Annotated in this window: 15 protein-coding genes and 2 pseudogenes; 3 read left to right on the forward strand and 14 right to left on the reverse strand. The window is 41.3% G+C overall.

Annotated elements, in window-relative coordinates; genetic code table 11:
• Nucleotides 1-115: 115 nt before the first annotated feature.
• Nucleotides 116-1071, reverse strand: a pseudogene (locus PSH41_RS06405) (transposase).
• 359 nt (nucleotides 1072-1430) lie between these two features.
• A complete protein-coding gene (locus PSH41_RS06410; RefSeq protein WP_273588448.1) occupies nucleotides 1431-2381 on the reverse strand; it encodes an acyltransferase family protein in 951 nt (316 codons plus the stop codon).
• A gap of 259 nt (nucleotides 2382-2640) precedes the next feature.
• On the opposite strand from PSH41_RS06410, the pseudogene PSH41_RS06415 reads away from it, so the two are divergent.
• Nucleotides 2641-3608, forward strand: a pseudogene (locus PSH41_RS06415) (integron integrase).
• 180 nt (nucleotides 3609-3788) lie between these two features.
• Here the strand turns inward: PSH41_RS06415 and PSH41_RS06420 are convergent.
• The 5 genes from PSH41_RS06420 to PSH41_RS06440 form a co-directional block, all read right to left on the reverse strand.
• Nucleotides 3789-6044, reverse strand: coding sequence for an acyl-CoA dehydrogenase (locus tag PSH41_RS06420; RefSeq protein WP_004588700.1), 2256 nt, complete (start codon nucleotides 6042-6044; stop codon nucleotides 3789-3791).
• Nucleotides 6045-6309: 265 nt separating this feature from the next.
• Nucleotides 6310-7338 carry a zinc-binding dehydrogenase gene (locus tag PSH41_RS06425; RefSeq protein WP_273588447.1) on the reverse strand — a complete coding sequence of 343 codons (1029 nt, stop codon included), beginning with the start codon at nucleotides 7336-7338 and terminating at the stop codon, nucleotides 6310-6312.
• Nucleotides 7339-7352: 14 nt separating this feature from the next.
• The gene (locus tag PSH41_RS06430; RefSeq protein ID WP_273588446.1) at nucleotides 7353-8762 is read right to left on the reverse strand and encodes a TolC family protein; all 1410 of its coding nucleotides are present in this window, start codon (nucleotides 8760-8762) and stop codon (nucleotides 7353-7355) included.
• Nucleotides 8755-11907: an efflux RND transporter permease subunit gene (locus PSH41_RS06435; protein ID WP_248443882.1), complete on the reverse strand. Its 3153-nt coding sequence runs from the start codon at nucleotides 11905-11907 to the stop codon at nucleotides 8755-8757. Before PSH41_RS06435 ends, PSH41_RS06430 begins: the two co-directional genes overlap by 8 nt.
• Before the next feature lie 9 nt (nucleotides 11908-11916).
• Nucleotides 11917-13083 (reverse strand): efflux RND transporter periplasmic adaptor subunit, encoded by a 1167-nt coding sequence (locus PSH41_RS06440; RefSeq protein WP_138579069.1) that lies wholly within the window; start codon nucleotides 13081-13083, stop codon nucleotides 11917-11919.
• A gap of 120 nt (nucleotides 13084-13203) precedes the next feature.
• On the opposite strand from PSH41_RS06440, the gene PSH41_RS06445 reads away from it, so the two are divergent.
• Nucleotides 13204-14142, forward strand: a complete 939-nt coding sequence (locus PSH41_RS06445) for a LysR family transcriptional regulator (protein WP_004588705.1) — start codon at nucleotides 13204-13206, stop codon at nucleotides 14140-14142.
• A gap of 8 nt (nucleotides 14143-14150) precedes the next feature.
• On the opposite strand, the gene PSH41_RS06450 is transcribed toward PSH41_RS06445, so the two are convergent.
• The 7 genes from PSH41_RS06450 to PSH41_RS06480 all read right to left on the reverse strand — a co-directional run bounded on the left by PSH41_RS06450 (nucleotide 14151) and on the right by PSH41_RS06480 (nucleotide 22282).
• A complete protein-coding gene (locus tag PSH41_RS06450) occupies nucleotides 14151-15188 on the reverse strand; it encodes a GGDEF domain-containing protein (protein ID WP_273588445.1) in 1038 nt (345 codons plus the stop codon).
• 143 nt (nucleotides 15189-15331) lie between these two features.
• A complete protein-coding gene (gene moaA, locus PSH41_RS06455; RefSeq protein WP_273588444.1) occupies nucleotides 15332-16303 on the reverse strand; it encodes a GTP 3',8-cyclase MoaA in 972 nt (323 codons plus the stop codon).
• A gap of 84 nt (nucleotides 16304-16387) precedes the next feature.
• Complete coding sequence (locus tag PSH41_RS06460; RefSeq protein ID WP_273588443.1) at nucleotides 16388-18679, reverse strand: xanthine dehydrogenase family protein molybdopterin-binding subunit; 2292 nt, start codon at nucleotides 18677-18679, stop codon at nucleotides 16388-16390.
• A 12-nt stretch (nucleotides 18680-18691) separates the two neighbouring features.
• The gene (locus PSH41_RS06465; protein ID WP_248443886.1) at nucleotides 18692-19180 is read right to left on the reverse strand and encodes a (2Fe-2S)-binding protein; all 489 of its coding nucleotides are present in this window, start codon (nucleotides 19178-19180) and stop codon (nucleotides 18692-18694) included.
• A gap of 194 nt (nucleotides 19181-19374) precedes the next feature.
• Complete coding sequence (locus tag PSH41_RS06470; RefSeq protein WP_273588442.1) at nucleotides 19375-19983, reverse strand: nucleotidyltransferase family protein; 609 nt, start codon at nucleotides 19981-19983, stop codon at nucleotides 19375-19377.
• A 1-nt stretch (nucleotide 19984) separates the two neighbouring features.
• The gene (locus PSH41_RS06475; protein ID WP_273588441.1) at nucleotides 19985-21004 is read right to left on the reverse strand and encodes an XdhC family protein; all 1020 of its coding nucleotides are present in this window, start codon (nucleotides 21002-21004) and stop codon (nucleotides 19985-19987) included.
• A gap of 417 nt (nucleotides 21005-21421) precedes the next feature.
• Complete coding sequence (locus PSH41_RS06480; protein ID WP_273588440.1) at nucleotides 21422-22282, reverse strand: DUF6279 family lipoprotein; 861 nt, start codon at nucleotides 22280-22282, stop codon at nucleotides 21422-21424.
• A gap of 597 nt (nucleotides 22283-22879) precedes the next feature.
• Between PSH41_RS06480 and PSH41_RS06485 the strand changes: the two genes are divergently transcribed.
• Entirely contained in the window at nucleotides 22880-23605 is a 726-nt protein-coding gene (locus tag PSH41_RS06485; protein WP_273588439.1) for a tetratricopeptide repeat protein, read from the forward strand.
• The last annotated feature ends 49 nt before the right edge of the window (nucleotides 23606-23654 follow it).

Below are 23654 nucleotides of genomic sequence, written 5' to 3' on the forward strand. Positions count from 1 at the left end.
TGAGTTTTAAAATAGAGGTATTACTAATTAAAGCCCAAATGGCAGCCACAAAAATCCCTCCATTATCTAGTTGGAGTGCTCAAAAAGTGATTTGGCTCTAAGCGAATAACTTTGCTCAGTTACTGATATTCGCTCGCCGCTTTCGGTTTAAGTTTTCGCAATACCCTTCTTGTGAGGCAGGCCTGCCCACTGCACCATGAAATACGCGCGTAAATTGTGTGGTGAGTTTTAACCAGTTTTCTGATGATATATTAAGCCTTTCTAACAAAGGAAGGGTCATATTATCTATATGTCCTTGCTTATCCTCCCGCATTACTCGCCCTGTTAGCTCAACGAGTTCAAGGTACGATTTAAGCTCAAACGGCAGCCCTTTAGGCATTACTTGACGTGGCATACCTGCAAAGCGAAGTAGTTGTTTTGGCTGCTTGCCTTCTTTTGCGCATATTAAGCGTACTTGAGCGCTGGTATGGTCTGACTCTTCTGGCGTGTTAGCCATCTTGGCTCTAATGGGGTTTAAATCTACATAGGCCATACACGCTGCAATTGCGGCTTCATCAAGTAAAGCTTGCGATTTGAACCTACCTTCCCAGAACCTCCCTGTGCAATTATCTTCTTTATTTGCTCTACGCGCTATATTTTCATTTAACAGGCGCATAAACCAGCTGATACTTGCTAAACGTTCTCGGTATTGTTTTACCGTTTGATTGAAAAAAATGAGTTCAACTTTACTTAGCTTCTCGCCTTGTATGAATTTTTGCGTTAACAATGTGCCTTTTCAGAGTTTATGCCAGCGAATAACAATCGCTTTATCATTCAGCCTATTTGCTTTTTATCATCTACATACAGTACTAAATGGGTGTGATTGTTCATTACGACATAAGCGCACACATCAATACAAAATACCCTAGCTAATTCACCCAGCTTATCTTCAACCCATCCTCGTCGATGCTCGTAAGATTGACCAGTGAAACGGTCTTCGCCACATAAAAATGCACGACGAACACACCGTGAAATACAGTGATAGTATTTTGTATCAACCAAACTTACTTGTCGCTTTCTTACAATTGCCATATGACACTCTGCTTATTTTTTGCACTAAATAAAAGCTAGCCTTTAACTTCAAAAAGAGCAAAATTTAGGATGGGTGTCAAGATTATTCCTATAGGATGGGTGTCAAGATTATTCCTAATTCGAGATGAAGTAATAATAGCTTAAAAAGTTAGGCAAGGATCAGTGTGCTTAACTTGACAGTGAGAATCATGCTAACGCCTTGCGAAGAGGCAAATAATTGTTGGCTAAAATAAGCGAGGAAGGGGAAAAAACCAACTGTCATTTGCTCTTTTAAGCAACTTGTATGGATAATAACTCCATAAATTAATTATTATTCTAACCTAGTTCGGGTAACGTTAGGCCCAAGCTTTGCTAGCTTCTCACAGTATAAATTTCAATCTTTTATTTAGTTTAATAATAAAGTAAGAAAAGAATACCGAGCTAACTATAGTAGTCAATGTCAAAAGTGTTCCGTTTAGTTCCGTATATTCACGATACAAATTCAATATAAATAAATGAATAAAATAAATTGAAGTTGAGTATAAGGCTATTTTTTTGCTTTCATTTGGAATATTTATTTTTAAAAATAAAATTAAAATAAAAGGGCACAATATTATTAAAGAAAAAAACATATCAAACCCACCATCTCTGGTGGTTTGATAGTAATTAAGATAAGACTCAGTTATTAGGGCGATTACCCCAATAGCAATAACTATAAGAATTAATTTAAATGAAAAATATTTGTGTAAAAGATGTTTGTTAATTAAAAATCCCAAACAGAAAAATGGGTAAGCAAAAAATAATACATTTCTATAAATAAATTGATACGATAAAATTTTATCCAAACTATTATCGCCAAGGAGGTGGTAGGTAGCAGTATACTGTATTAATACACCACATAGAAAAGTTAATAAAACAGAAAAAACTAGAAACAAAGATGAAAGATTCTTAGCCACAAACACAAGAAATCCAGCACCAAGCATCGCAGGGATATACCATAGATGATAATAACCAATGATAATATTTTTTAGAAGGATAATGATAAATGGAAAGTCAGGGTTATTTAGCCAAAAATATGAATAAAATACAGTCCAAAAAACATGTAAAATAAAAACTCGTTTAAACCAATTGACGTGACTATATTTTAATAAAACAGGATAAAAATAAAACCCATTTATAAGAAAAAAAACAGGCACTGCTATTCTAAATATGCCGTTAACAGTAAGAAAACTCCCTAATGAGGTAATATCACCGAGAAAACCTGCATGAAGCCCAACAATCATTAAAGCCATTGATAATTTAAGAATATCTAAAGCTATATTTCTTTTCATTTAACCCTTCAAAATTAAGTTTTTCAGCGAAGGCGACTAACAATTTTATAGTGCGCTCTTCACGCATGTATCTGCCTATGCCACGCTTGTGTATTTAATAAATCTTTTTACCAAATAACTTAACACATTGCTACATATAATTTTTTATTAGCGCTCAAACCCTTAATAAAATACATAACGCGCTCGACGCTCATTTTCTTGAATATGTGCGCATTACACCTATGCTGTATATAAAAACAACACTCCTATTGATGGTAATATGAAAACACGTTCCCCATTTTTAAATTACATAGCTGAATATATGCTAGTTCGTCAATATTCATTACGCACCGTCGATACCTACCTAAGATGGATTGGATCTTATATCTATTTTCATAATAAACGCCATCCCGCCTCAATGGGTGACAATGAAGTCGAACGCTACCTAGAACATTTAGTGTTAAAGCAAAACGTTGCACCACGTACGCAAGCCACTGCACTCAATTCATTGTCATTTTTATACAAACATATAATAAAAAACGAACTTTAATTAAATTTAAATTTTGCCCGTAGTAAAAAACAAGCAAAGCTCCCTGTCGTGATGACCCCTGAGGAAGTTAAAATGTTGATGGCTCATTTAAATAAGCGCCATTATTTAGTCGCAGCCCTTATGTATGGAAGTGGTTTAAGAGTAATGGAAGCGGTGCAATTAAGGGTGAAAGATATTGATTTTGATTATAAATGTATTCAAGTATGGAATGGCAAAGGAAATAAACATCGTATTGTAACGCTGGCCACAGAGCTAATTCCTATGCTGAGAAATCAAATTTTGAACGTTGATGACTATTTAAAACTGGATTTAAATAATACGGAATATTCTGGCGTATGGATGCCATATGCTTTAACAAAAAAATATCCAAGTGCCGCAAAATCGCTTGCATGGCAGTATTTATTTCCTTCTCATATATTAAGTTCAGACTCTCAAAGTGGTGAAATAAGGCGACATCATTTTCATCACTCTGTATTAGAAAAGAGATTAAAAAAGCCGTCCAAAAATCAGGGTTAACAAAAATAATAACACCTCATACATTAAGACACTCTTTTGCTACTCATCTACTGCAAAATGGTGCCGATATAAGAACTGTTCAAGCTCAGCTTGGCCATTCTGATGTTAAAACCACACAAATATATACTCATGTATTGCAACAAGGTGCCAACGGAGTTATCAGCCCTTTTACAAGATTATAAGTGTCTATTTTTAAACCTCTGCACTTACAAACTCGCTTACAAATCAATACCGCTATCTATCTCTACTTTAAAAAACACATAAAAAAGCCCCGCTTGCTTTTAAACAAACGAGGCTCCACACTAATTTTTTTAATCAAGAATAAAAGCGCCGATACAGCGGGCGCTTTGCATCATTGAATTTTATTGATTAACTACACTTTTAAGTGGGTTAACTGGTTGTGCGTTGTCATCTAATAAGTTCATGTCAAAGTCGAACTCATCAACGCGAATCGCTTTTTCACGCTTTTTGTTGTAATCAATTAGTTGCGCATGTTCATCCGCAGTAATTACATTTGCCGCTAATGCGTTATCTAGCGTAATGGCAAAACGTGTACCTGGTTTAATCGTTTTAGCGCGCAGCGCTTTCTTAACTTTGGCCAGTTCAACAAGTGATGCCATTTTAGCTTTATAAGCTTGCTCGTTAATGTGATGACCGTCACCTTCTACAGGCTTAACTAAATGCGTAATTTGCGCTTTAAATGCGGTATCAAGCTGTGCTTGTTTTGCTAATTCACGAATTAAGTCGTCGCTAATTTTTGGCATTTTAGTTGAGTAGTTCATTGTTACAAAACGAATAAACTTACGAGTACCACTTGCAGGGAAGTTATCTAAAAACTTATGCAGTGCTTCTTCAGCGCTTTGCAGTGCAAAACGTGTCGCGTAGTGGAAGTACGGCGCTGCTTGTTCGCGCTCGCTGCTTGCTACTTTTTGCTCGTAATACTTAATTGACGCCATTGCCGCGTATAAAAAGCTCATTACATCGCCTAAACGTGCTGATAGCATTTCAGCCTGCTTTAACTTACCGCCAAGTACGAGTAACGAGAAGTCAGCATACACTGCTAATTTTGCAGATAGTTTATGCACGGCTTTTTCGTATTCACGTACTTCTGGTAATGCAGAGTTTGCACTTGCAGTAAATGGTAAAACACCTAAACGGAACGCACGTAAGCTATTTGCTGTGCTGTAACCAATTGTTTTACGCAAAATGCCGTTAAACTCTTTATCTGCACCTTTATCTTCACTATGGATTGATTCAACCATAGATTGTAAATAAGGGTGACAACGCATAACACCTTGTCCAAAAATCATCAGGTTACGTGTAAGAATGTTCGCGCCTTCTACTGTAATTGCAATAGGCTGTGCTACGTAACCGCTTGCAAGGGTATTTTGTGGACCATTTTGAATCGCTTTACCCGCTTGAATATCCATTGCAGAATCTAATACGTCGCGGCCAAGCTCGGTCATGTGGTATTTAGCTATTGCTGTAACAACCGATGGTTTTAAGCCCATGCCTAGGCCTTCAGTTGTCAGTACGCGCATTGCTTCTTGTAGGTATGTTTTACCTGCAATGTCTGCTAGTTTTTCTTGAATACCTTCAAATTGACCAATTGCTAAACCAAACTGCTCACGCACTGCTGCGTATTCAGATGCTGATTTAAACGCCACTTGTGATGTACTTACACCTAGTGCAGGTAATGAAATACCACGCCCTGCGCCTAAACAGCTAACCAGCATTTGCCAACCACGACCGATGTTTTTCTGGCCGCCAATAATAAAGTCCATTGGTACAAATACTTTGTTACCACGTGTAGTACCGTTATAAAAACGAATACCCATTGGGTCATGGCGGTTGCCAAGCTCTACACCTGGGTGATCTTTAGGAATAAGCGCACAGGTAATACCTAAGTTTTCTTTGCCGCCTAGTAAACCTTCTGGATCCACTACTTTAAATGCTAAACCAAGTACCGTAGCGATTGGTGCCAGTGTGATATAACGCTTATCCCATGTGATCTCAAGGCCAAGTACTTCTTCGCCGTTGTACATGCCTTTGGTGACAGTACCAATATCTGGAATGCCACCTGCATCAGAGCCTGCCTCAGGGCTTGTTAAAGCAAAACATGGAATGTCTCTGCCGTTTGCTAAACGCGGTAAGTAATGCGCTTGCTGCTCTTGTGTACCAAAGTGAAGTAATAATTCACCTGGGCCTAAAGAGTTAGGAACCATAACAGTTACCGCTACTGCAGAGCTTTTTGTCGCAATGGTTGCCACAATAGTCGAGTTTGCATAAGGGCTAAACTCTAAACCGCCAAACGATTTAGGAATGATAAGCGAGAAGAAACGCTCTTTTTTCAAAAATTCTAATATGTCATCTGGTAAGTGAATACCGTTTTGAATAACTGAATCGTCAATCATGCCTAGTAGCTCTTGTACTGGGCCATCTAAGAATGCTTGCTCGTCTGCACTTAGGGTAGCAGCCGGCACATCGCGTAGTGCGCTAAAATCTGGCTTACCTTGATAGATAGACCCTTCTAGCCACACATCACCCGCGTCTAGCGCTTCTTGTTCAGTGATTGAAATACTTGGTAATACTTTTTTTAATTTTGTACGTAAACTCATGATTGAACTCATCCGACCAGATAAATAATACCTACATTACGTCATAAAAATCAGTTTAGATCAATTACTCTATTCAATTAATTAACAGTTTTTTCAATTTATTTTCTTTACGGTGACGTAAACTGTTGAAACTAAAAGGCTTACACTTGTGCGCTGAAATACCTCTATTTGGCAACAATTAAGCCCCATACTCATAAAAAGCTATTTTTTAGGCATAAAAAAACGCAGCCACTTGGGCTGCGTTTTTAAAATAAGGTGGGCAACGTTAACTACTTATTTGCACAACGTGTTTGCCTGTAAAGCCACCCGCTATTTGGTTATTTAAGGCAGCACTGACTGAGTCAGCAGTAAAGTCAACCGCAGTGATTGCCGGTGTTTTAATATCGCCCGATAGCGCGCCTTCAAGCAATAAATTGCCCATAAAACTTAAGCGCTGCTGTGCACATAAACTATTGGCAAGCCACGCACCACCAATAGACACCACACTAATATTAGGCGCTCGGTGGTACATTAAATCTTGATCAAAATGAGGCAGCGAGTTTAAACACGCGATACGCCCGCAAAAACGCATTAATTCAATATTTCTAAGCGTTGATTCACCGCCCATAGTATCAATTACAGCATCAAACCCTTGCGGGCCAAGCTCGCGGCGAATTTTGTCGCGTAACTTTTTGTCGTTATAATCAAATACCACATCGGCACCTAGCTGCTTTACCAGCTTGTGATTACGCTTTGAAGCGGTGGTAAATACATCGGCACCGCGTTGTTTAGCATATTGAATGGCAAACTGCCCTACCGCACCAGAGCCACCTTCGATTAGGATTTGGTCGCCCTCCGTAATGGCAATTTTATCTAAGCTAATAAGGGCGGCCATACCAGCGCACGGTAACGTAGCAGCCTTTGCAGGGCACAACCCATCGGGCACAACCGATACAGCAAAGTTAGGTACCGTGGTGTATTCACTCAGTACCCCTTGCTCGCCAATATTGGCATGCCACATTACTCGTTCGCCAACTCCAGGAAACACACCTTTGTTAGCTTTAACTACCACACCAACGGCGTCTAGGCCTAAAATATGAGGGTATTGCCACTTACAAAATCCCGTTTTAGCAAAATAGGCATCAGCAGGATTAAGGCCTACATACTCAAGCTTTACCAACAATTCGTTGTCGGCGCACTCGGGTATATCAACCTCAACATCTTGCAAGCGTATTTGCTCGTCTGGTTGTGATAAAACAACAGCGCGCATTGTTTGTAAGGTGCTGCCTTGATGTGATAATTCAGTATTGCTCATTCAATTAACTCTACCTATTTTGTACTGCTCAGTGCATAGCTCCATTGGCCGTTAAATGCCTGATAAGCATTCACTTTAGCAAGCAATGTAGCAATAGTTGTGTCAACAGCGTTTTCTTGTGCCATTAAAACATCCTGGCGTGCATCTAACAACTCTAAGTACGGTATTTGGCCTTCTTCGTACATCGCCTGTGCTTGTAAAAATGCTTTATTTGCAAAGCCATAGCGCTGTTTAGCATAACGCTCTTGCTGTTGTTGATTGACCAACATTTGCAATGAAAGTTCACTTTGAGTCACCGCATTTAATACTATTTGCTGATAGTCGCTGAAGGCAGCTTCACTTAAAAACTGCTGTGCGTCGCGCTGGGCAAGGAGTGCGGGGTAACTTAATATTGACCATTGCAATTGGGGTGCTACTTGCCATTGCTGATCAGTGTTTTTTAAGCCCGTGCTGTCTATGCTTACTACGCCTGCAAAGGCTGATAAGCTAATATCAGGTAGTAAGGCTTTACTTGCCGCCACACTTAAGCTGTTAGCTTGGCTAAAATCATACAATGCACGGCTTATATCAGGGCGAAGGGCAATGGCGCTATTGGCATTTTTAAGCGCAACGCTAAAGCTTTGCTCAAGCAGGTTTTGCTCATTGTCTATCGCAATGTCTTGCGCAAGCTTACCTGTAAGCACCGCTAAAGTTGATAAGTCGCTGTATTTAGCATACTCAATAGCGGGCATTAGGGCTTCTTGCTGCCTAAGCTGTGCCATCGTACGGTTTAGGTCAAGCTCGTTGGCAACGCCTTCATCTACACGTGCTTGAAGTACCTCAATGCTTTGCTCTAATGCGTTAATTTGCATGGCTATGATGTGTTGTTTTTCAACATTACCTTGATAGCTTACAAACCCTTTAACAACAGACGATACCACTTCAATTTGCAGTGAACGTACTTGCTCGGCTTGGCTCATGGCCGATGCATTTGCAGCATCAACCAAAGCAGTAATACGGCCAAATAAATCTAACTGCCAATCAAGCGCTATGTTAGCACTCGATTGACGGTCAAACACACTCGGTGCATCGCTTCGTGCTGCGCCAATATTTACCCCGCCTTGGGGTAAATATTGCGCTTTTTGCTCACCAAGACGGGCAAGAGTACTTTTAAGCGTTAATTGGCTTGTTTGCAAATTGTAGTTATTGGCAAGTGCGCTATTAACCAAAGCATTTAGCTGCTTTGATTCTAACTTGTGCCACCAATTTGTTTCATCTGCTATGGCAACATTGCTGGCAATATTTGCTTGAGCTACAAAATCGTTAATAGCGTTTTGCTCGCTTTGTGTATCTATTTTGCTAGCGCAACCAGATAAAAAAGCAGCCACTAACACAGCACTTAACGTTAAGCGCGTTTTGATAGGTTTAGCGATAAAATTAGTCATGCGATAACCCCTTTGCTTTTTGCTGCTTTTTCACAACTAACATATAAAACACAGGTGTAAATAATAAGCCAAACACCGTTACCCCTATCATGCCTGCAAACACCGCGTTACCCATTGCGTGGCGCATCTCGGCGCCTGCACCGGTTGCAAGTACCAAAGGTACAACCCCTGCTGTAAAGGCAATTGAGGTCATTAATATTGGGCGTAAACGCATACGACACGCCGCTAATATTGCCTCAAAGTGCGTTAACCCACCGCCGTGTTGGTCGCGGGCAAATTCTACCATTAATATGGCGTTTTTAGAGGCGAGTGCCACCAGTACAATTAATGCAATTTGAGTAAATATATTATTGTCTGAGCCTACAAACCACACACCTAATAGTGCTGAGAAAATAGTCATCGGTACAATTAATATTATGGCCAGTGGCAAACGTAAACTTTCGTACTGCGCAGCAAGCACCATAAATACAAGCAACACAACTAATGGGAATACATAAACCATGGTGTTACCAGCCAGTACTTGTTGGTACGTTACTTCTGTCCACTCGTACTCAATACCTGTTGGCAGGTTGTCGGCTAATATTGTTTCAATAGCAGTTTGTGCCTGATCAGAGCTATAACCGGGGGCTGGGCTGCCGTTTAGTTCTGCACTTGGGTAGCCGTTGTAATGCATTACACGGTCAGGCCCTATTGTTGGTGTAACTGTAAGTACCGAGCCAAGCGGCACCATATTTCCTGCACTGTTACGTACTTTTAGGTTAAGGATTTGCTCAGGATCAAGACGAAAATCAGCATCAGCTTGCGCATTAACCTGATAAGTACGCCCAAACATATTAAAATCATTCACATACACAGAGCCTAGGTATATTTGCAATGCGTCAAATACTTCATCAAGAGGAATACCTTGAATAAGCGCTTGCTCGCGGTCTATATCAATATCCATTTGCGGTACTTGAATGCGAAAGCTTGAATATAAGCCCATTAACGCGGGGTCTTGCTGAGCCTTACCAATAATGGTTTGCAAACTATTAAATAGTGCATCAAAGCCTTTATTTGCTCTATCTTCAATTTGCAGCTTAAAGCCACCTGTTGTGCCTAAACCTTGAATTGGTGGCGGCGGAAATACAGCCACAAACGCTTCATCAATAGCTGCAAAACGCTGATTTAACTGCGCGGCAATTGCCATCGCTGATTGACTAGGGTCGGTACGTTTATCAAAGCTCTCAAGTGGCGTAAATACAATGCCGCTATTAGGGCTATTAGTAAAACCGTTTACCGATAAGCCTGGAAACGCCACGGTGTGTGCAACACCTGGTACTTCTAATGCTATTTTTTGCATTTGCGAGAGCACATCTTCGGTACGGTCTAAACTGGCTGCATCTGGCAGTTGCGCAATCGCAACTAAATATTGCTTATCCTGCTGTGGAATAAAGCCACCGGGTACGGTATCAAACAATTTAATTGTACCGCCCACCAGCGCAACATAGGCCACCATAACAATAAAGCTCATACGTATAAGCTTTTGTACCAGCTTTTCGTAGCCTTTAGCACCACGGTCAAACACGCGGTTAAACGGTTTAAATAACCACGCACCAAACAGTTTATTAAGTAAACGCGTGAATGCATCTGGTTTTGCATCGTGCGATTTTAATAATAATGCCGATAGCGCAGGCGATAGGGTTAAGGAGTTAAACGCCGAAATAACAGTCGAAATAGTAATTGTTAGTGCAAATTGCTTATAAAACTGACCCGATAAACCGGTAATAAATGCAGTAGGAATAAATACCGCACACAGCACTAACGCTATCGCAATAATTGGCCCGGTTACTTCGCTCATAGCAACACGTGTTGCCTCTAAAGGCGAAAGCCCTTGTTCTATATTTCGCTCTACGTTTTCAACAACAACTATCGCATCATCAACTACAATACCGATTGCCAGTACCAAGCCAAACAGCGAAAGTGTATTAATAGACACGCCTAGCCATTGCATTACAGCAAACGTACCAATTAACGAAATTGGCACCGCAATCAATGGAATGATAGACGCGCGCCACGTTTGTAAAAATACAATAACCACAATTACAACTAATACAATGGCTTCAAGTAGCGTTGCTATAACCGCATCTATTGAACCACGTACAAACACAGTGGGGTCGTAAACAATGTCGTACTCAACCCCTGCCGGAAAATCTTGTGATAAACGCGCCATGGTTTCGCGTACTTGATCAGAGAGCTCAATTGCATTTGAACCTGGGCGCTGAAACACTGGCATTGCAAGTGCTGGCTGGTTATCAAGCTCTGCACGAAGTGCATAGGTATCTTGGCCTAAATCAACACGGGCTACATCAGACAAACGCGTTAATTGCCCCTGTTCGCCCACTTTAATAATGACCTTTTCAAACTCTTCAACACTGTTTAAACGCCCTTTTACGTTTAACAAAATTTGAAATTGGCTGTCGTTAGAAATTGGCTGTGCACCTAAGCTACCCGCTGCAACTTGCTGATTTTGCGAGCGCAAAGCAGCCACAACATCGGTGGCTGTAAGCTCACGCGCTGCTAATGCATCTGGGTTTAACCAGACACGCATAGAGTACTTACCACCACCAAATAAACGAATATCGCCTACACCCGGTAAACGGGCAATTTCATCTTTAATATGAATGTCGGCATAGTTAGATAAGTACGCTGTGTCGTGGCTGTTTTCAGGCGAGTATAAATGCACCACCATGGTTAAATCGGGTGATGATTTTTCGGCTACTACACCTAAGCGCTGCACCTCTTCGGGCAAACGTGGTAATGCACTGTTTACACGGTTTTGTACTTGTACTTGTGCACGGTCTAGGTCGGTGCCTAATGCAAACGTTACCGTTAATGTCATGCGGCCATCGCTGGTACCTTGCGAAAACATATACAGCATGTTTTCGGTGCCGTTAATTTCTTGCTCAAGCGGCGTTGCCACAGTTTGCGCTATAACGGTAGGGTTAGCACCTGGGTAATTTGCTGTTACCACAACAGTGGGTGGCACAACTTCTGGGTATTCACTTACAGGAAGTTGAAACAGTGATATACCACCAGCAATTAAAATAACCAACGACAGCATGGCTGCAAATATTGGTCGCTGAATAAAAAAGTGTGAAAATTTCATCGATAAACCTTATTGCTTAGCCATTAACTGGGCGTTGTCGTTTGACAGTGTAAAGGCAACCCCATCGGTATCAATTGTGACTGTATTAGGCGAAATAGGCATACCTGGGCCTACACGTGCAGGGCCATTTACCGCAATAATATCGCCTTCGTTTAGGCCAGCAGTAACAGCACGTAACGCACCATAGCGCTCGCCTACTTCTATTAATTTGTATTCAAGCACGTTGTTTTCGCCAACGGTTAATACAAAGCGATTTTTTAAATCGGTGCCAATAGCACGCTCAGGAATAATTACTTTTTCGCTCACTTCGTTTGCTGCCAATTTAACGCGAGCAAAAGAGCCTGCACGTAGTTGATTGTTATCTTGTTCAAATACCGCACGTACACGTAAAGTGCCCGTTGCTGAATTAATTTGGTTATCAATAAAGTTAATATAGCCTTGGTAAGCAAACTCTTTTTGCCCTACTTTTTGCATAACAACTGTTTGGCGGCTTTGCGCGGTTACATCGTTAAAGGCGCTATTCCAGGTACGCTCATCAACATCAAAGTAGGCATACATTGCTTTATTAGAAACAATTGACGTTAATACACTTTGACCCGCTAATACGTTATTACCTTTGGTAATATTTGCGCGTGAGATAACACCATCAATCGGCGAAACCACTGAAGTAAATTCTAAATCGAGCTTTGCGGAGGTAAGCTGTGCTTGCAGCGCTGCAAGTTGTGCTTCGCGCTGGCGAAGCGTTGAGGTACGCGCCTGTGCTTGTTCTGTTGAAATAGCTTTACGCTCTAATAAGCGCACTGCTCGTTTGTCTTCACTTTTTGCTTGCTCAAGTGCTGCTTCTGCGCTGTGTATTTGCGCTTCTAGGCTTGCTACAACCGCTGCAAAAGGGCGCTCGTCAAGTTGAAACAACACATCGCCTTGCTTAACAACATCACCTTCTTTAAATTCAATGCTATCAATCACCCCAGATACACGCGGCATCAGCGCAACTTCTTGCGGCGATTCTAAACGCGTGGTGTAAGTGTGCCAGCTTTGTACTGGTTTAATTAAAACTTGTGCTACATCGATAGGTTGTAATTGTTGTTGCTGCGCATTAGGTGCGCTCTCATCGGCACAGCCCGCTAAGGATAGAGTTGCCGCAGCTAATGCAGCAGCAATTAAATGTTTATTCATGAAGACGCTCCTTTATTTATTTACCTGGCATGTTACGGACTATACTTGCGGACAAAAACCATAGATTTATAAATTCATTAATGCCAAAATGGCATCAATAACATTTATTGGGTGATCATAATGGATACAACAAGCCGGCTTTTAATGCTGCTTGAAGTGGTAGAACAAGGCTCTTTTGCCAAAGCTGCAGAAATAAGAAACATAGACCGCTCTGTAATATCTAAACAAATCAGTCGATTAGAGGACGAGCTAGGCGTTAGGTTATTAAACCGCACCACCCGTTCGTTTTCGTTAACGGCGGCGGGCGCAGAAATGATTAAAAAAGCGTCAGAGCTAAGAGAGCTACTTGGTGAAACCGTACGTATGGCCGAAAACTACCACTTAGAGCCACGCGGTGTGTTAAAGGTTACCTCGTCAACATTAATTGGTCGGCGTTATTTACAACCTGTGCTTAACGACTTTCAAAAACGTTTTCCACAAGTAGAAGTAGAGCTACGTTTAGACGATAGGCTAGTTGATATTGTATCTGAAGGGTTTGATTTAGCATTTAGAATTGGTGAGCCTAAAGACTCCTCATTAATTGCCCGTAAAATTGCCCGTAACAGGCTGCTTATTGTAGCCGCCCCTGAATTTATAAAAACCTATGGTATGCCACAAACCATAGAGGAGCTGGTGCAGTTACCCGCTGCAAGTTATGCAAGTAACGCTATGCGCGTAGAAACCATAGATTACTACGATAGTAAAGGTGAGCCGTGCGAGCTAAAAATAAAAAGCGTGTACAGAGCAAACGACGCTGAAGTACTGCTAATGAAAGCTATTTCAGGGACTACCTACTTTGTTGCGCCAGCATTTATTATCGATAAAGAAATTACACAAGGTCAATTGGTGCCCATTTTAACGGATGTTAAGTTAAAAGAGTTTAGCCATATGTATGCGGTGTATCCACACAGAGACTTACCGGTAAGAACACGTTTATTTTTTGATGCAGTGAGAGAATACCTAGGTAAAGACAAACCAATTTGGGAAAACAACATCCCCAATTTTGAGCAAATGTACTAGCCTCGTATTTAGGCTATTTGAGGCTCTTCAATCAGGTTGGCATTTGCTTGAAAGTACACTTTATTGCGGCCATATTCTTTTGCTTTATACAGTTGTTTATCTGCTTTAATTACAAACTTTTCAAGCGTGTCGCCTTGGCGATACTTAACAACGCCTATACTGGCAGTTACATTTATTTTTAGCCCATCAATCTCAAATGCCGTATTGTTGAGTTTTTCTCTTATGGTTTCGGCCATTGCCAATGCATCACTTTGTGACGCAAAAGAATGTAGTAAAGCAAACTCTTCCCCGCCTACTCTAAATACATACCCTTTTGCCAATACAACCCGTAATAAAGTGGCGACTTCAATCAGCACTTTATCCCCTACTGCGTGGCCATGGGTGTCGTTAACCTGTTTAAAAAAGTCTAGGTCGAGTAAAAACAAATAAAGTTGCGACTTATCTTTAAGCTCTACTGCAAAGTAATGGTTCATTGATAAACGGTTTGCAGCCCCAGTAAGTGGGTCTAACAAGGCCAGATTTTTCAGCCGCTTAGACGATAAAGCACGACTGCCTTCAAATACATGAGAAATGGCCCAAATGCTGATATAAACAAAGGCAAGATTTAAACTGAAGTTAAGCGTCGTTAGAGGAAGTTGCGATGCTTTGGTTAATAATATGGCCCCCTGGAGTACAAATAACAAAGCCGATAATACAATGCCATAGCGCTTACCTAACAGTAGGTAATACAACACAGGTAACGCAAACGACCACACATACAAACCATTTATTGGCTTTGCTAAATAATTACCTAATACAATAACAAAGGTGACAAATATGCACATAACAACAGATTGCCATACTTCTAGTGCGTGTGTGTTTAAGCGGTGGTAGGTGTAGGCACAAAATACAGTGAGCGCTATTTCTAAATAGCCTAATAACGCAAAGTTATTTAAAAAAATATTAAACGCAGCAAAAAACAATGAGACAAAACCAAAACACAAGCACATCCATTTCAGAACGTTTCTTCTTAATGATTTAGTACTACTAAGTGCTGCTATATCCATTCAAAAAACTTAAAATAATAAAAAATTCAGTGTAACCCTAAAATTAAATATAACAAGTAGCTAAATAGGTAAAAACAGTCATTTTATTAAACTATGTAGCGAAAACAGCAAACTCAGTAGCGAATTACACTACACTTACGCCTTTACCCGCCTAACATAGATAAGTTTGTAGTGACCCCAGTGTTACCTTGGTGCAATAAGTGCGTTGGTTTTTTTGTTTTTATGTAACGCGCTAACTGATCAATTAATGCCTGATTAGTGTTATCACTCATGTATTCTCTAAGTGATATACCCTGCTCAGAAAACAAACATAAATGCAGTTTCCCCAGTGATGAAATTCTTAACCTGTTGCAGGTAGCACAAAAGTCATTACTGTAAGGCATTATTAACCCTATTTTGCCTAAATAATCAGGATGGAAAAACTCTTGCGCAGGCCCCGCCGTTACATCGCGTATAATGGGCTGCCAACCAGTGCGAAGCAACTGCTCTTTTATGGATTGCCCCGATATATGGTTAGCATCAAAAAATGCTTTATTGTCGTTTGTTTGCATTAACTCAATAAAGCGCATCGTTACGGGTCTGTGCTTTAAATACGCTAAAAAAGGTTCAAGGGCACGGCCATTGTACTGTTTCATGAGTACGCTGTTTATTTTTACTGAATCTAAGCCGCTCCTTAGGGCCGTGTCTATGCCTTGCATAACCGTGGCAAACTTATCGTTGCCGGTAATGGTATTAAACATACGTGGGTCTAGGCTGTCGATGCTAACATTTATTGCATTGAGCCCTGCGTGTGCCCAATCTTTAACATGTTTATGCATTGAGTAACCATTTGTAGTGGCGGCTATTTTGGTAATACCTTGGGTGTCTTTTGCCGCACGAATTACATCTATAAAATCTTTTCTGAGGGTTGGCTCACCGCCAGTAATGCGTAACTTTGATATGCCATGATGAGCAAAGGCGTTTACTGTATTGCTAATTTCGTTAAGTGAAAGGAAGTCTCGGTCGTGATCGCATTGATAACCATCCGGTAAGCAATACACACACTTAAAATTACATACATCAGTAATAGATAAACGTAGATAACTAAATTTTCGCCCTGCTGGGTCGACTAGCATAAAAAAGCCTTTAACATTTTAATAATTCATCGCTAAGTTCAAAGCGCGCAAAGCCTGTGCCTTACGCGCTTTGTTAGCACTTAACTAGGCCGTAAGACCTGCTTTAAGCTCATTGGGTTTCATGGGTAAATTACGTAACCGCACACCAACTGCATTAAATACCGCATTTCCAATAGCTGGCGCAACCCCAATTACTCCAGGCTCACCTAAGCCCATTGGAAACTCATCACTTTGTACAAACTCTATGTCCATATCGGGCACATCTTGCATTCTAAGTGGTAAGTAAGTGTTAAAGTTAGTGGCTGCTACTTGTCCGTTTTGGTAATTATTTGATTCATGTAACGCAAGGCTTGTGCCCCACAATAACGAACCTTCAAGCTGGGCTAGTGCACCATCAGGGTGAACAATTAAACCTGCATCTACCACGGCGTAAAGCTTCTTAAGCGTAATTTTGCCATCGCTTTTATTTACGTGCACATGGGCTGCTGTGGCAATCCACGCTGGCATATTACGCTCTTGGCCTGAACTTACTGAAAAACCAATGCCCTCATTTTCACCCAGCTTAACATTTGCGACCTTCGCTGACACTTTTTTAAGTACCGCATTTAAGCGCAGCGCTCCGCCTACGCTTTCAGGGGCTTTACCTGCTTGTTTACCTTTGCCATCGAGCATTGATAAACGAAACTCAACCGGATCAATCCCTTGTTTGTGCGCTATTTCGTCGATAAAAGACTCTAGGCTCCATGCTATCCAGCCAGGGCCTACCGAGCGAAGCCAACCAGGGGTAAATGTGCTTTGCGCTAATTCGTTATTAATTGCGCGGGCACGGTGGTTATCCATGCTGTACCAGTGATCGGCTCCAGAGGCTGAAAATGCATCAAACTTACCTTTGCCATCAACCCCAGGTGATAAAAAGCCAGGTGCCATTGCTTTTGTTGGCCAACCTGCTGCAAAAGCATGCTCCATTGCACTGAGCTGGCCATTTTCATTAAACGAAGCTGTTAATTTAGCTGTAGAGGCAGAGCGTGATTGATCAAATAAGCTATCGTCTGCGCGCGTAAATACCAGTTTTACGGGTTTGCCAATCGCTTTCGCTGTTAATGCTGCAGGCACAGTCCAATCACCAAACAAGCGACGCCCAAATCCACCGCCTAAATAATAAGGGCGAATAATAACGTTATTTTGTTCAACCTCTAACGCCTTGGCCAATGCAGGTAGTGTTAAAGACTGCCACTGATTACCGGTATGGATAATCCACTTGTCTTGTTTAAACTCTGCCACCGCGTTAAGCGGCTCTAATTGATAATGGCTTGCTGTTGCTGTGCTGTACATTGACTCAAGCGACTGCGTTGCCTCAGCCTGCATTTTAGCGGTATCACCTTCATTAACAAATAAGGTGCCAGCGTTGCTATCGTTACATAATTTTTCGCCGAGGGATTGTATATCGGCCTCTGTAACATTAGCTGTTTGCCCTTTTTTATAGGTAACTTTTAGCGCATCTACCGCTTTAATAGCACTGGGGTAATTGTCAGCTAAAACTACCACCCAGCCTTGTACGGTATTACTCGGGTCGTTTAAAATCTCAAACCCTTTGTAGCCTTTTATTGCTTTTGCAGCGCTATCGTCCACCTGTGTCACTTCACTACCATAACGTGTTGGTGGGATCACAGGGCGCGCATACACCATGCCTTCAAGCTCTACATCTATGCCGTATACGGCAGTACCATTTGTTTTTGCCGGAATATCAAGCGCTTTAAAGTCTTGTTTTAAACCCGTTAAGTGGCGTTTATTGGCAGGCTTTAACGGCAGTTTTGCAACTTCTTCACTGCTAAAGGTACGGTTAAACTCACCATTTTTAACAATATCGGCATAACTGAGCGATTTATCGCCTGCAATTATGCGCCCTTTACTTGCGTGGCACTGCTCAGGTTTAACCCCAAGCATATTAGCCCCTGCATCTATAAGGGCTATACGCCCCGCAGCGCCAGCTTGTGAAAGCGGCTTAAAGCTTTGAAATACAGACCACGAGCCACCTGTAACCATGTAGCCCCACTTTTCGTGAGTATCTACATACGTGATTGATACTTTATCCCAGTCGCACTCAAGCTCATCTGCCACAATACGCGCTAAGGCGGTGCCTACGTGCTGGCCCATTTCAGCTTTGGCAATACTAACGACTACTTCACCTTGCTGGTTCATAGTCCACCAAATTGTGGGTGAAAACGATTGTTGTGCAATCGACTCTTTGGCGCTAAGTTCACCTGAAAATAAAGCCGGAGCAAATGCCATAACCAGGCCAGCAGTTGCTGTACTAATCATAAAAGAGCGACGGTTTAAGTCTACGGTTTCGGTATTTTTTTGAAATAGTTTTTTCATTGTTGGCTCCAGTTACACGTCTAGCTCTTTGGGGTTAAACATTTGTACTGCACTTTGCGATTCATCAGCTGCACGTTGTATAGCCGATTTAATACGCTTGTACGCCATACAGCGGCAGTAGTTGCCATTCATATGATTTACTATTTCTTGATCTGTTGGATTTGGATTGTCTGCTAATAACGTAGCAGCTTGCATAATTTGCCCAGATTGGCAGTAACCACACTGAGGCACTTGCTCATCGACCCACGCTTTTTGCAGCGGATGCTCATTATTGAGCCCTTCTATGGTGGTAATGTTTTTTCCTGCCACTGCGCCCACGGGTAATACACACGAGCGCGTTGCTTGTCCGTCTAGGTGCACCGTACATGCGCCGCACATAGCAATACCACAACCAAACTTAGTTCCTTTTAACCCTATTTCATCGCGAATAACCCACAGCAAAGGTGTATCTGCACTTGCTTGCGATTTAACCTCTTTGCCATTAACTGTAAACGTCACCATAGCTTGCCCCTTGATTAAGCCTAAATAAAATTAAAGTAACGCATGACCCATACACGTTACTTTTTATACCACCGTACGTTGAAACTATTACGCTTTGCATTGCAGCGCACATTTAAAATGCGCACTGGTATAACTGTTAAAAATTTAATCTCGTTTTGAACGTTTAACCTAAAGTTTAGGCTATATTTTTTAGTTTATTCGCTTACAGTTAGGTTGTTGTTATTATTAATAAACTGCTTTAATTGCTGTTGAGTGTCGATATCTGTGCTTGCCTGCTTAAGTAAAATGGTATTAACGTCAACCTGTGTATCGCGCAGTAAATGTTGAGCGCCTTTATCGCAATTTAGCGCTGCGAGTGTTTTAAAATCACAGGTAGGAAATACAGCAGGTACGCCAAGGCGCTCGCCATAATCAGCGCACCAGCGCGACGGGTTGTTGTTAAAATGAGTAATTAAAGTATTTATGTGTGTAGCACTAAGCTCAACCTGATCCGCCAGCATAAATAAAATCCCCTCTAATGAGTGCGCCTTACTTATAGTGTGTGTTGCCAGCGCAATGGATTTTCCTAAGCCTATTTGCCAGTGTGGGTTATGCAGTATTTCAACATTGTTATAGCCACGTAACGCGTGTTCAATTTGCGCATGCCAAGCACCGCTAATAACGTATATGGGTAATGTGTCATCACCTTGTAAGGTATCTACGGCGCGGCAAATCATTGGTTTATTACCTACATCGGCTATAAGCTTACAGCCGTTAAAGCGCGACGATTGCCCAGCGGCTAAAATAACCTTTGCTATGCGCACCTTAGTTGCCCCAATTACTTAACGATGTAGCATCTGTATTAGCAAATACCGCATGAATTTCGCTAATGAGCGATAAAGCTATGCTCTCTGGCGAGTCGCCGCCCAAATTAAGCCCAACAGGACCAAATACAGGCGCTACTACCTTATTTACCGTTGTATTTGCATGTTCAAACACTTGCGCTCGGCGATGTGCAGGCCCCAGTAACCCCATGTACTTTAGTTGGCTTTGCTCAAGTGCGGCTAACGCCTGTGAGTCAAGCTCTACACTGTGGGCCATTAAAACAGCGGCATCCACTTTGTGCTGTTCGCAAAATTGTTTAAGCTGCGCAGCTGGGCAACGCAAAATATTATCGGCCTGCTTAAAGTAGTCTCTTTTAGCATTTGCAGCTCGGCTATCCCATACACTTACCATCCACCCGAGTTGTTTAGCAAACGCGTATACCGGTATCGCATCAGCGCCACCGCCAACAATTAATAAATGTGCGCTGGGGTAAATAGCCACTTCTAAACGTTGGACTTTATCTTGCTCTAAAAGCGTTGCTTTGCGGTTTAAAGATAAGTTGTGCTGCTGCGCCACGGTTTTAAAAACGCCAGACCCCTTTGCCACTAAAGGTTTAATTTGCTGTGTGTAGTGCCCCGATTGCTTATTTTTAAGCGCATTAAACATGCTATCTAGTTGTAAGTATGCATTTTCACTATTAACGCTTTGCAAAATAATATGCACCACACCACCACAGCCAATTCCTAGCTGAAATGTTAAGTCGTCTTCATCGGTTGCATCGTAGGTAATAGTTTTAGAATGTAATGAGGTCATAACCTGTTTGGCGTGGCGCTGAATATCAGCCTCTAAACAGCCACCCGAAAGCATGCCTAAGCGCTGGCCAAGGCTTGAAATAAGCATCATCGCGCCCAATTTTCGATAGCTAGACCCTTCAATTTGGTACAAGGTTGCGAGCACCCATTGTTGTTCATCACGAAGCGGATACCACGTATTGAGCATTCCTTTTAAATCAGTAACCATTAGCTGCAGCCATTACAAACCTTAATATGCGCGCGTTTTAATTATCACCATGGTGTCGCTTTGCTTCATTTGTTAGATATAACGAGGATAATCAAGCAACAAATAAGCATGAAGCGTACGTGATATATTTTAAAATCGATCAGATAGGACGTTATTAAATATGAAATATTATCTTAGCATTTATCGAGGGCGAGGTGACCTGTTTGGATTGAAATTTTTCACTCTAGGTGCAATTAAATCGCCTTCATAGGCTTTGCCCTGACTAAAAACCAAACGCCCTGCTGTAAATTCATCCACTGCAGTGCAAAATGCCCTAACTTCCTTAATAAGCGTATAATTTATAAAAAGTTACACATGCTTAATTAGCAAACAATATGTTAGCTTTTTGCCTAATGTGAGCCTTGGCTTAAATAAGCATTAATCTTCAATTAAATCGGTGAGCGTATTAATCAGCTCATCAAACTCATCATTTACACTCTCGCGTTGCTGCTCACTCAATGTGGTATTTAGCTCAATAAGTAGGTTTACATAGAGCGCTAAGTTTGCATCATTACTGGCTAATAGTTCTTCGCTCATATACGCTTCTCGCTGTGTAATTACATAGCTTAATTGTTTTACAAATTCAGCCTCACTGAGCGCTTTATTTAAAAGTACTTGCTGCGCTGCATTTAAACGCGTTTGCTTGTACTGATGCCAAAGCAATGAAGAGTCATAATGAGCATTGTTAGCTTGGGTAATAAGCTGCGTTTGCACAGGGGTTAACTTTCCTAGCCATTGCTTGTAGTAATCGAGCTGCCTTTCTAGGCGTTCGCTTTTGCGCTCCTGCGCTGTTAATTCAGTAAACTCTTCGTATTCTTCGTTAATTTGCGTTTGGATATTAGCAATAAGCTCTTCGCGCTGCGCATAAGAAAGCGTAAGCCCTAACTGCGCGAGCGGTATATGCGCGTGTTCAAGAATGTTTTGAAAATGAGCTCTGGCCAATACCACTTGCGACTTTAGTTGCTGATAGTCTAACTGCTGATTAAATAACCCTTTTAAATTTAGGATATCTTGCTTGTAGGCGGGTAATTGCGTGGTGCGGTGCCACTGCTGGGTTGAGTTAATAATATTTTTAAGTTGCTTGTTTTGCTGCTTATTTAGGTCAATGTAGTCATCTACCCAAAACGATGAAAGCCACGTTAAGTTATTATAAGTAAACGAAGCCGAACAACTACACAAAAATAGCAGACTGAGCGCAATGGCTACGCGCGAAACTTTTATATTTTTTATTTTAAACATGAAATCCTCAACTAACGCTTTCTCTCAAACTCTCACATAAATACGCAAAGGTGTTAATTTACTTCAATTGATAATAATTATTATTTACTGTTGACACACCATCAAATCTAAATAATAATTAATCGCATAAACAAAGTGTAACGACCTCAGTGCCCAAGGAAGAAATACAGCATGGATGCTGACATTTTGTTTTAAGCGCGTGACTGCTTAATGGCTATTATTTACTCGACCCAAGTAATAGCATAAAAGTTCATCTCTACTTGCTACATTGCTCATATTAGTGACGGTTAATATGACATTAAAAGCGCAGGCCTTGGCTTGCGCTTTTTTACTGCTTTAAATTTTCTGTAATATCTGTATCTTACGCTTATAAACAGCGCATTATTAGCAATATAATTGCTTATTTAAGCTATAATTACCACAACAGCTTGGCTAAGTGTTAAACGAGCATATAATCACCAAAGCGTTAGTATTTCACTTAACCCCAAGCACTTGCACCATTTTATACGTGGCTATTAAATAGTAAGTACAAAGTGTTGCAATAAAACAGGTTTTTATACATACACATTGCAACTATTACCTATTGGAGACATGGCTATGTCACAGTTTAATTTAAAAGCATTAATACTCACTGGCGTTTTGCTTTCAAGCCCATTTGCACATGCAACTCTTGAAGACGGTATAAGAGCTGCCAACGAAGGCGAGTTTGCGACGGCACTAAAAGAATTTGAATATTTAGCTGATAAAGGCTTTGCTCCTGGTATTTACGAACTAGGTAAACTTTACGAGGGCGGCTATGGTGTTACACGCGACTACTTTAAAGCGGCAGAGCTTTATAAAGAAGGCGTTAAAAAAAATCACGCTGACTCAATGTTTGCGCTAGCGGTTTTATACGATGAAGGCAAAGGCGTAAAGCTTGATAAGCAAATGGCGGTTACGTTATTTGAAAAAGCAGCGAAAAAAAACCTCCCCGCCGCACAATTTAATTTAGGTGTTATGTATGCAAATGGCGAGGGCGTAACGCGCGATTATAAACAAGCCAGAACGTGGTACGAAAAAGCCGCGGCTAATAACTACTCACTGGCGCAATTTAATCTGGCGCTCATGTATTTTGAAGGCCTAGGCATGCCAAAAGACTTAGAGAAGTCGTATGTGTGGAATACCATTGCAGAATATAACGGCAACATGCAAGCAAGCCATAGCCGTAAGCTAGATGAGCGTAAAATGCTACCCAAAGAAGTAGAAGAAGCAAAAGAAAAAGCCGACAAAATCTACGAAAAAATACTCGCAGGCACGTACGCCGGTGAAGGTCGCTTATTTTAATTTGCGCCTAGCTAAACCTGAGCGTTTAACAAGGGCAAATGCATCTCGC

It is taken from the genome of Pseudoalteromonas sp. CST2, assembly GCF_028599385.1.
Taxonomy (GTDB): domain Bacteria; phylum Pseudomonadota; class Gammaproteobacteria; order Enterobacterales; family Alteromonadaceae; genus Pseudoalteromonas; species Pseudoalteromonas atlantica.

Excerpts from the sequence above, each read along its gene's own strand:
- PSH41_RS06440 (WP_138579069.1), bottom strand. The coding sequence starts at position 13,083 with ATGAATAAACATTTAATTGCTGCTGCATTAGCTGCGGCAACTCTATCC.
- PSH41_RS06445 (WP_004588705.1), top strand. The coding sequence starts at position 13,204 with ATGGATACAACAAGCCGGCTTTTAATGCTGCTTGAAGTGGTAGAACAA.
- PSH41_RS06410 (WP_273588448.1), bottom strand. The coding sequence starts at position 2,381 with ATGAAAAGAAATATAGCTTTAGATATTCTTAAATTATCAATGGCTTTA.
- moaA (WP_273588444.1), bottom strand. The coding sequence starts at position 16,303 with ATGCTAGTCGACCCAGCAGGGCGAAAATTTAGTTATCTACGTTTATCT.
- PSH41_RS06480 (WP_273588440.1), bottom strand. The coding sequence starts at position 22,282 with ATGTTTAAAATAAAAAATATAAAAGTTTCGCGCGTAGCCATTGCGCTC.
- PSH41_RS06435 (WP_248443882.1), bottom strand. The coding sequence starts at position 11,907 with ATGAAATTTTCACACTTTTTTATTCAGCGACCAATATTTGCAGCCATG.
- PSH41_RS06460 (WP_273588443.1), bottom strand. The coding sequence starts at position 18,679 with ATGAAAAAACTATTTCAAAAAAATACCGAAACCGTAGACTTAAACCGT.
- PSH41_RS06450 (WP_273588445.1), bottom strand. The coding sequence starts at position 15,188 with ATGGATATAGCAGCACTTAGTAGTACTAAATCATTAAGAAGAAACGTT.
- PSH41_RS06420 (WP_004588700.1), bottom strand. The coding sequence starts at position 6,044 with ATGAGTTTACGTACAAAATTAAAAAAAGTATTACCAAGTATTTCAATC.
- PSH41_RS06485 (WP_273588439.1), top strand. The coding sequence starts at position 22,880 with ATGTCACAGTTTAATTTAAAAGCATTAATACTCACTGGCGTTTTGCTT.
- PSH41_RS06430 (WP_273588446.1), bottom strand. The coding sequence starts at position 8,762 with ATGACTAATTTTATCGCTAAACCTATCAAAACGCGCTTAACGTTAAGT.
- PSH41_RS06425 (WP_273588447.1), bottom strand. The coding sequence starts at position 7,338 with ATGAGCAATACTGAATTATCACATCAAGGCAGCACCTTACAAACAATG.
- PSH41_RS06465 (WP_248443886.1), bottom strand. The coding sequence starts at position 19,180 with ATGGTGACGTTTACAGTTAATGGCAAAGAGGTTAAATCGCAAGCAAGT.
- PSH41_RS06475 (WP_273588441.1), bottom strand. The coding sequence starts at position 21,004 with ATGGTTACTGATTTAAAAGGAATGCTCAATACGTGGTATCCGCTTCGT.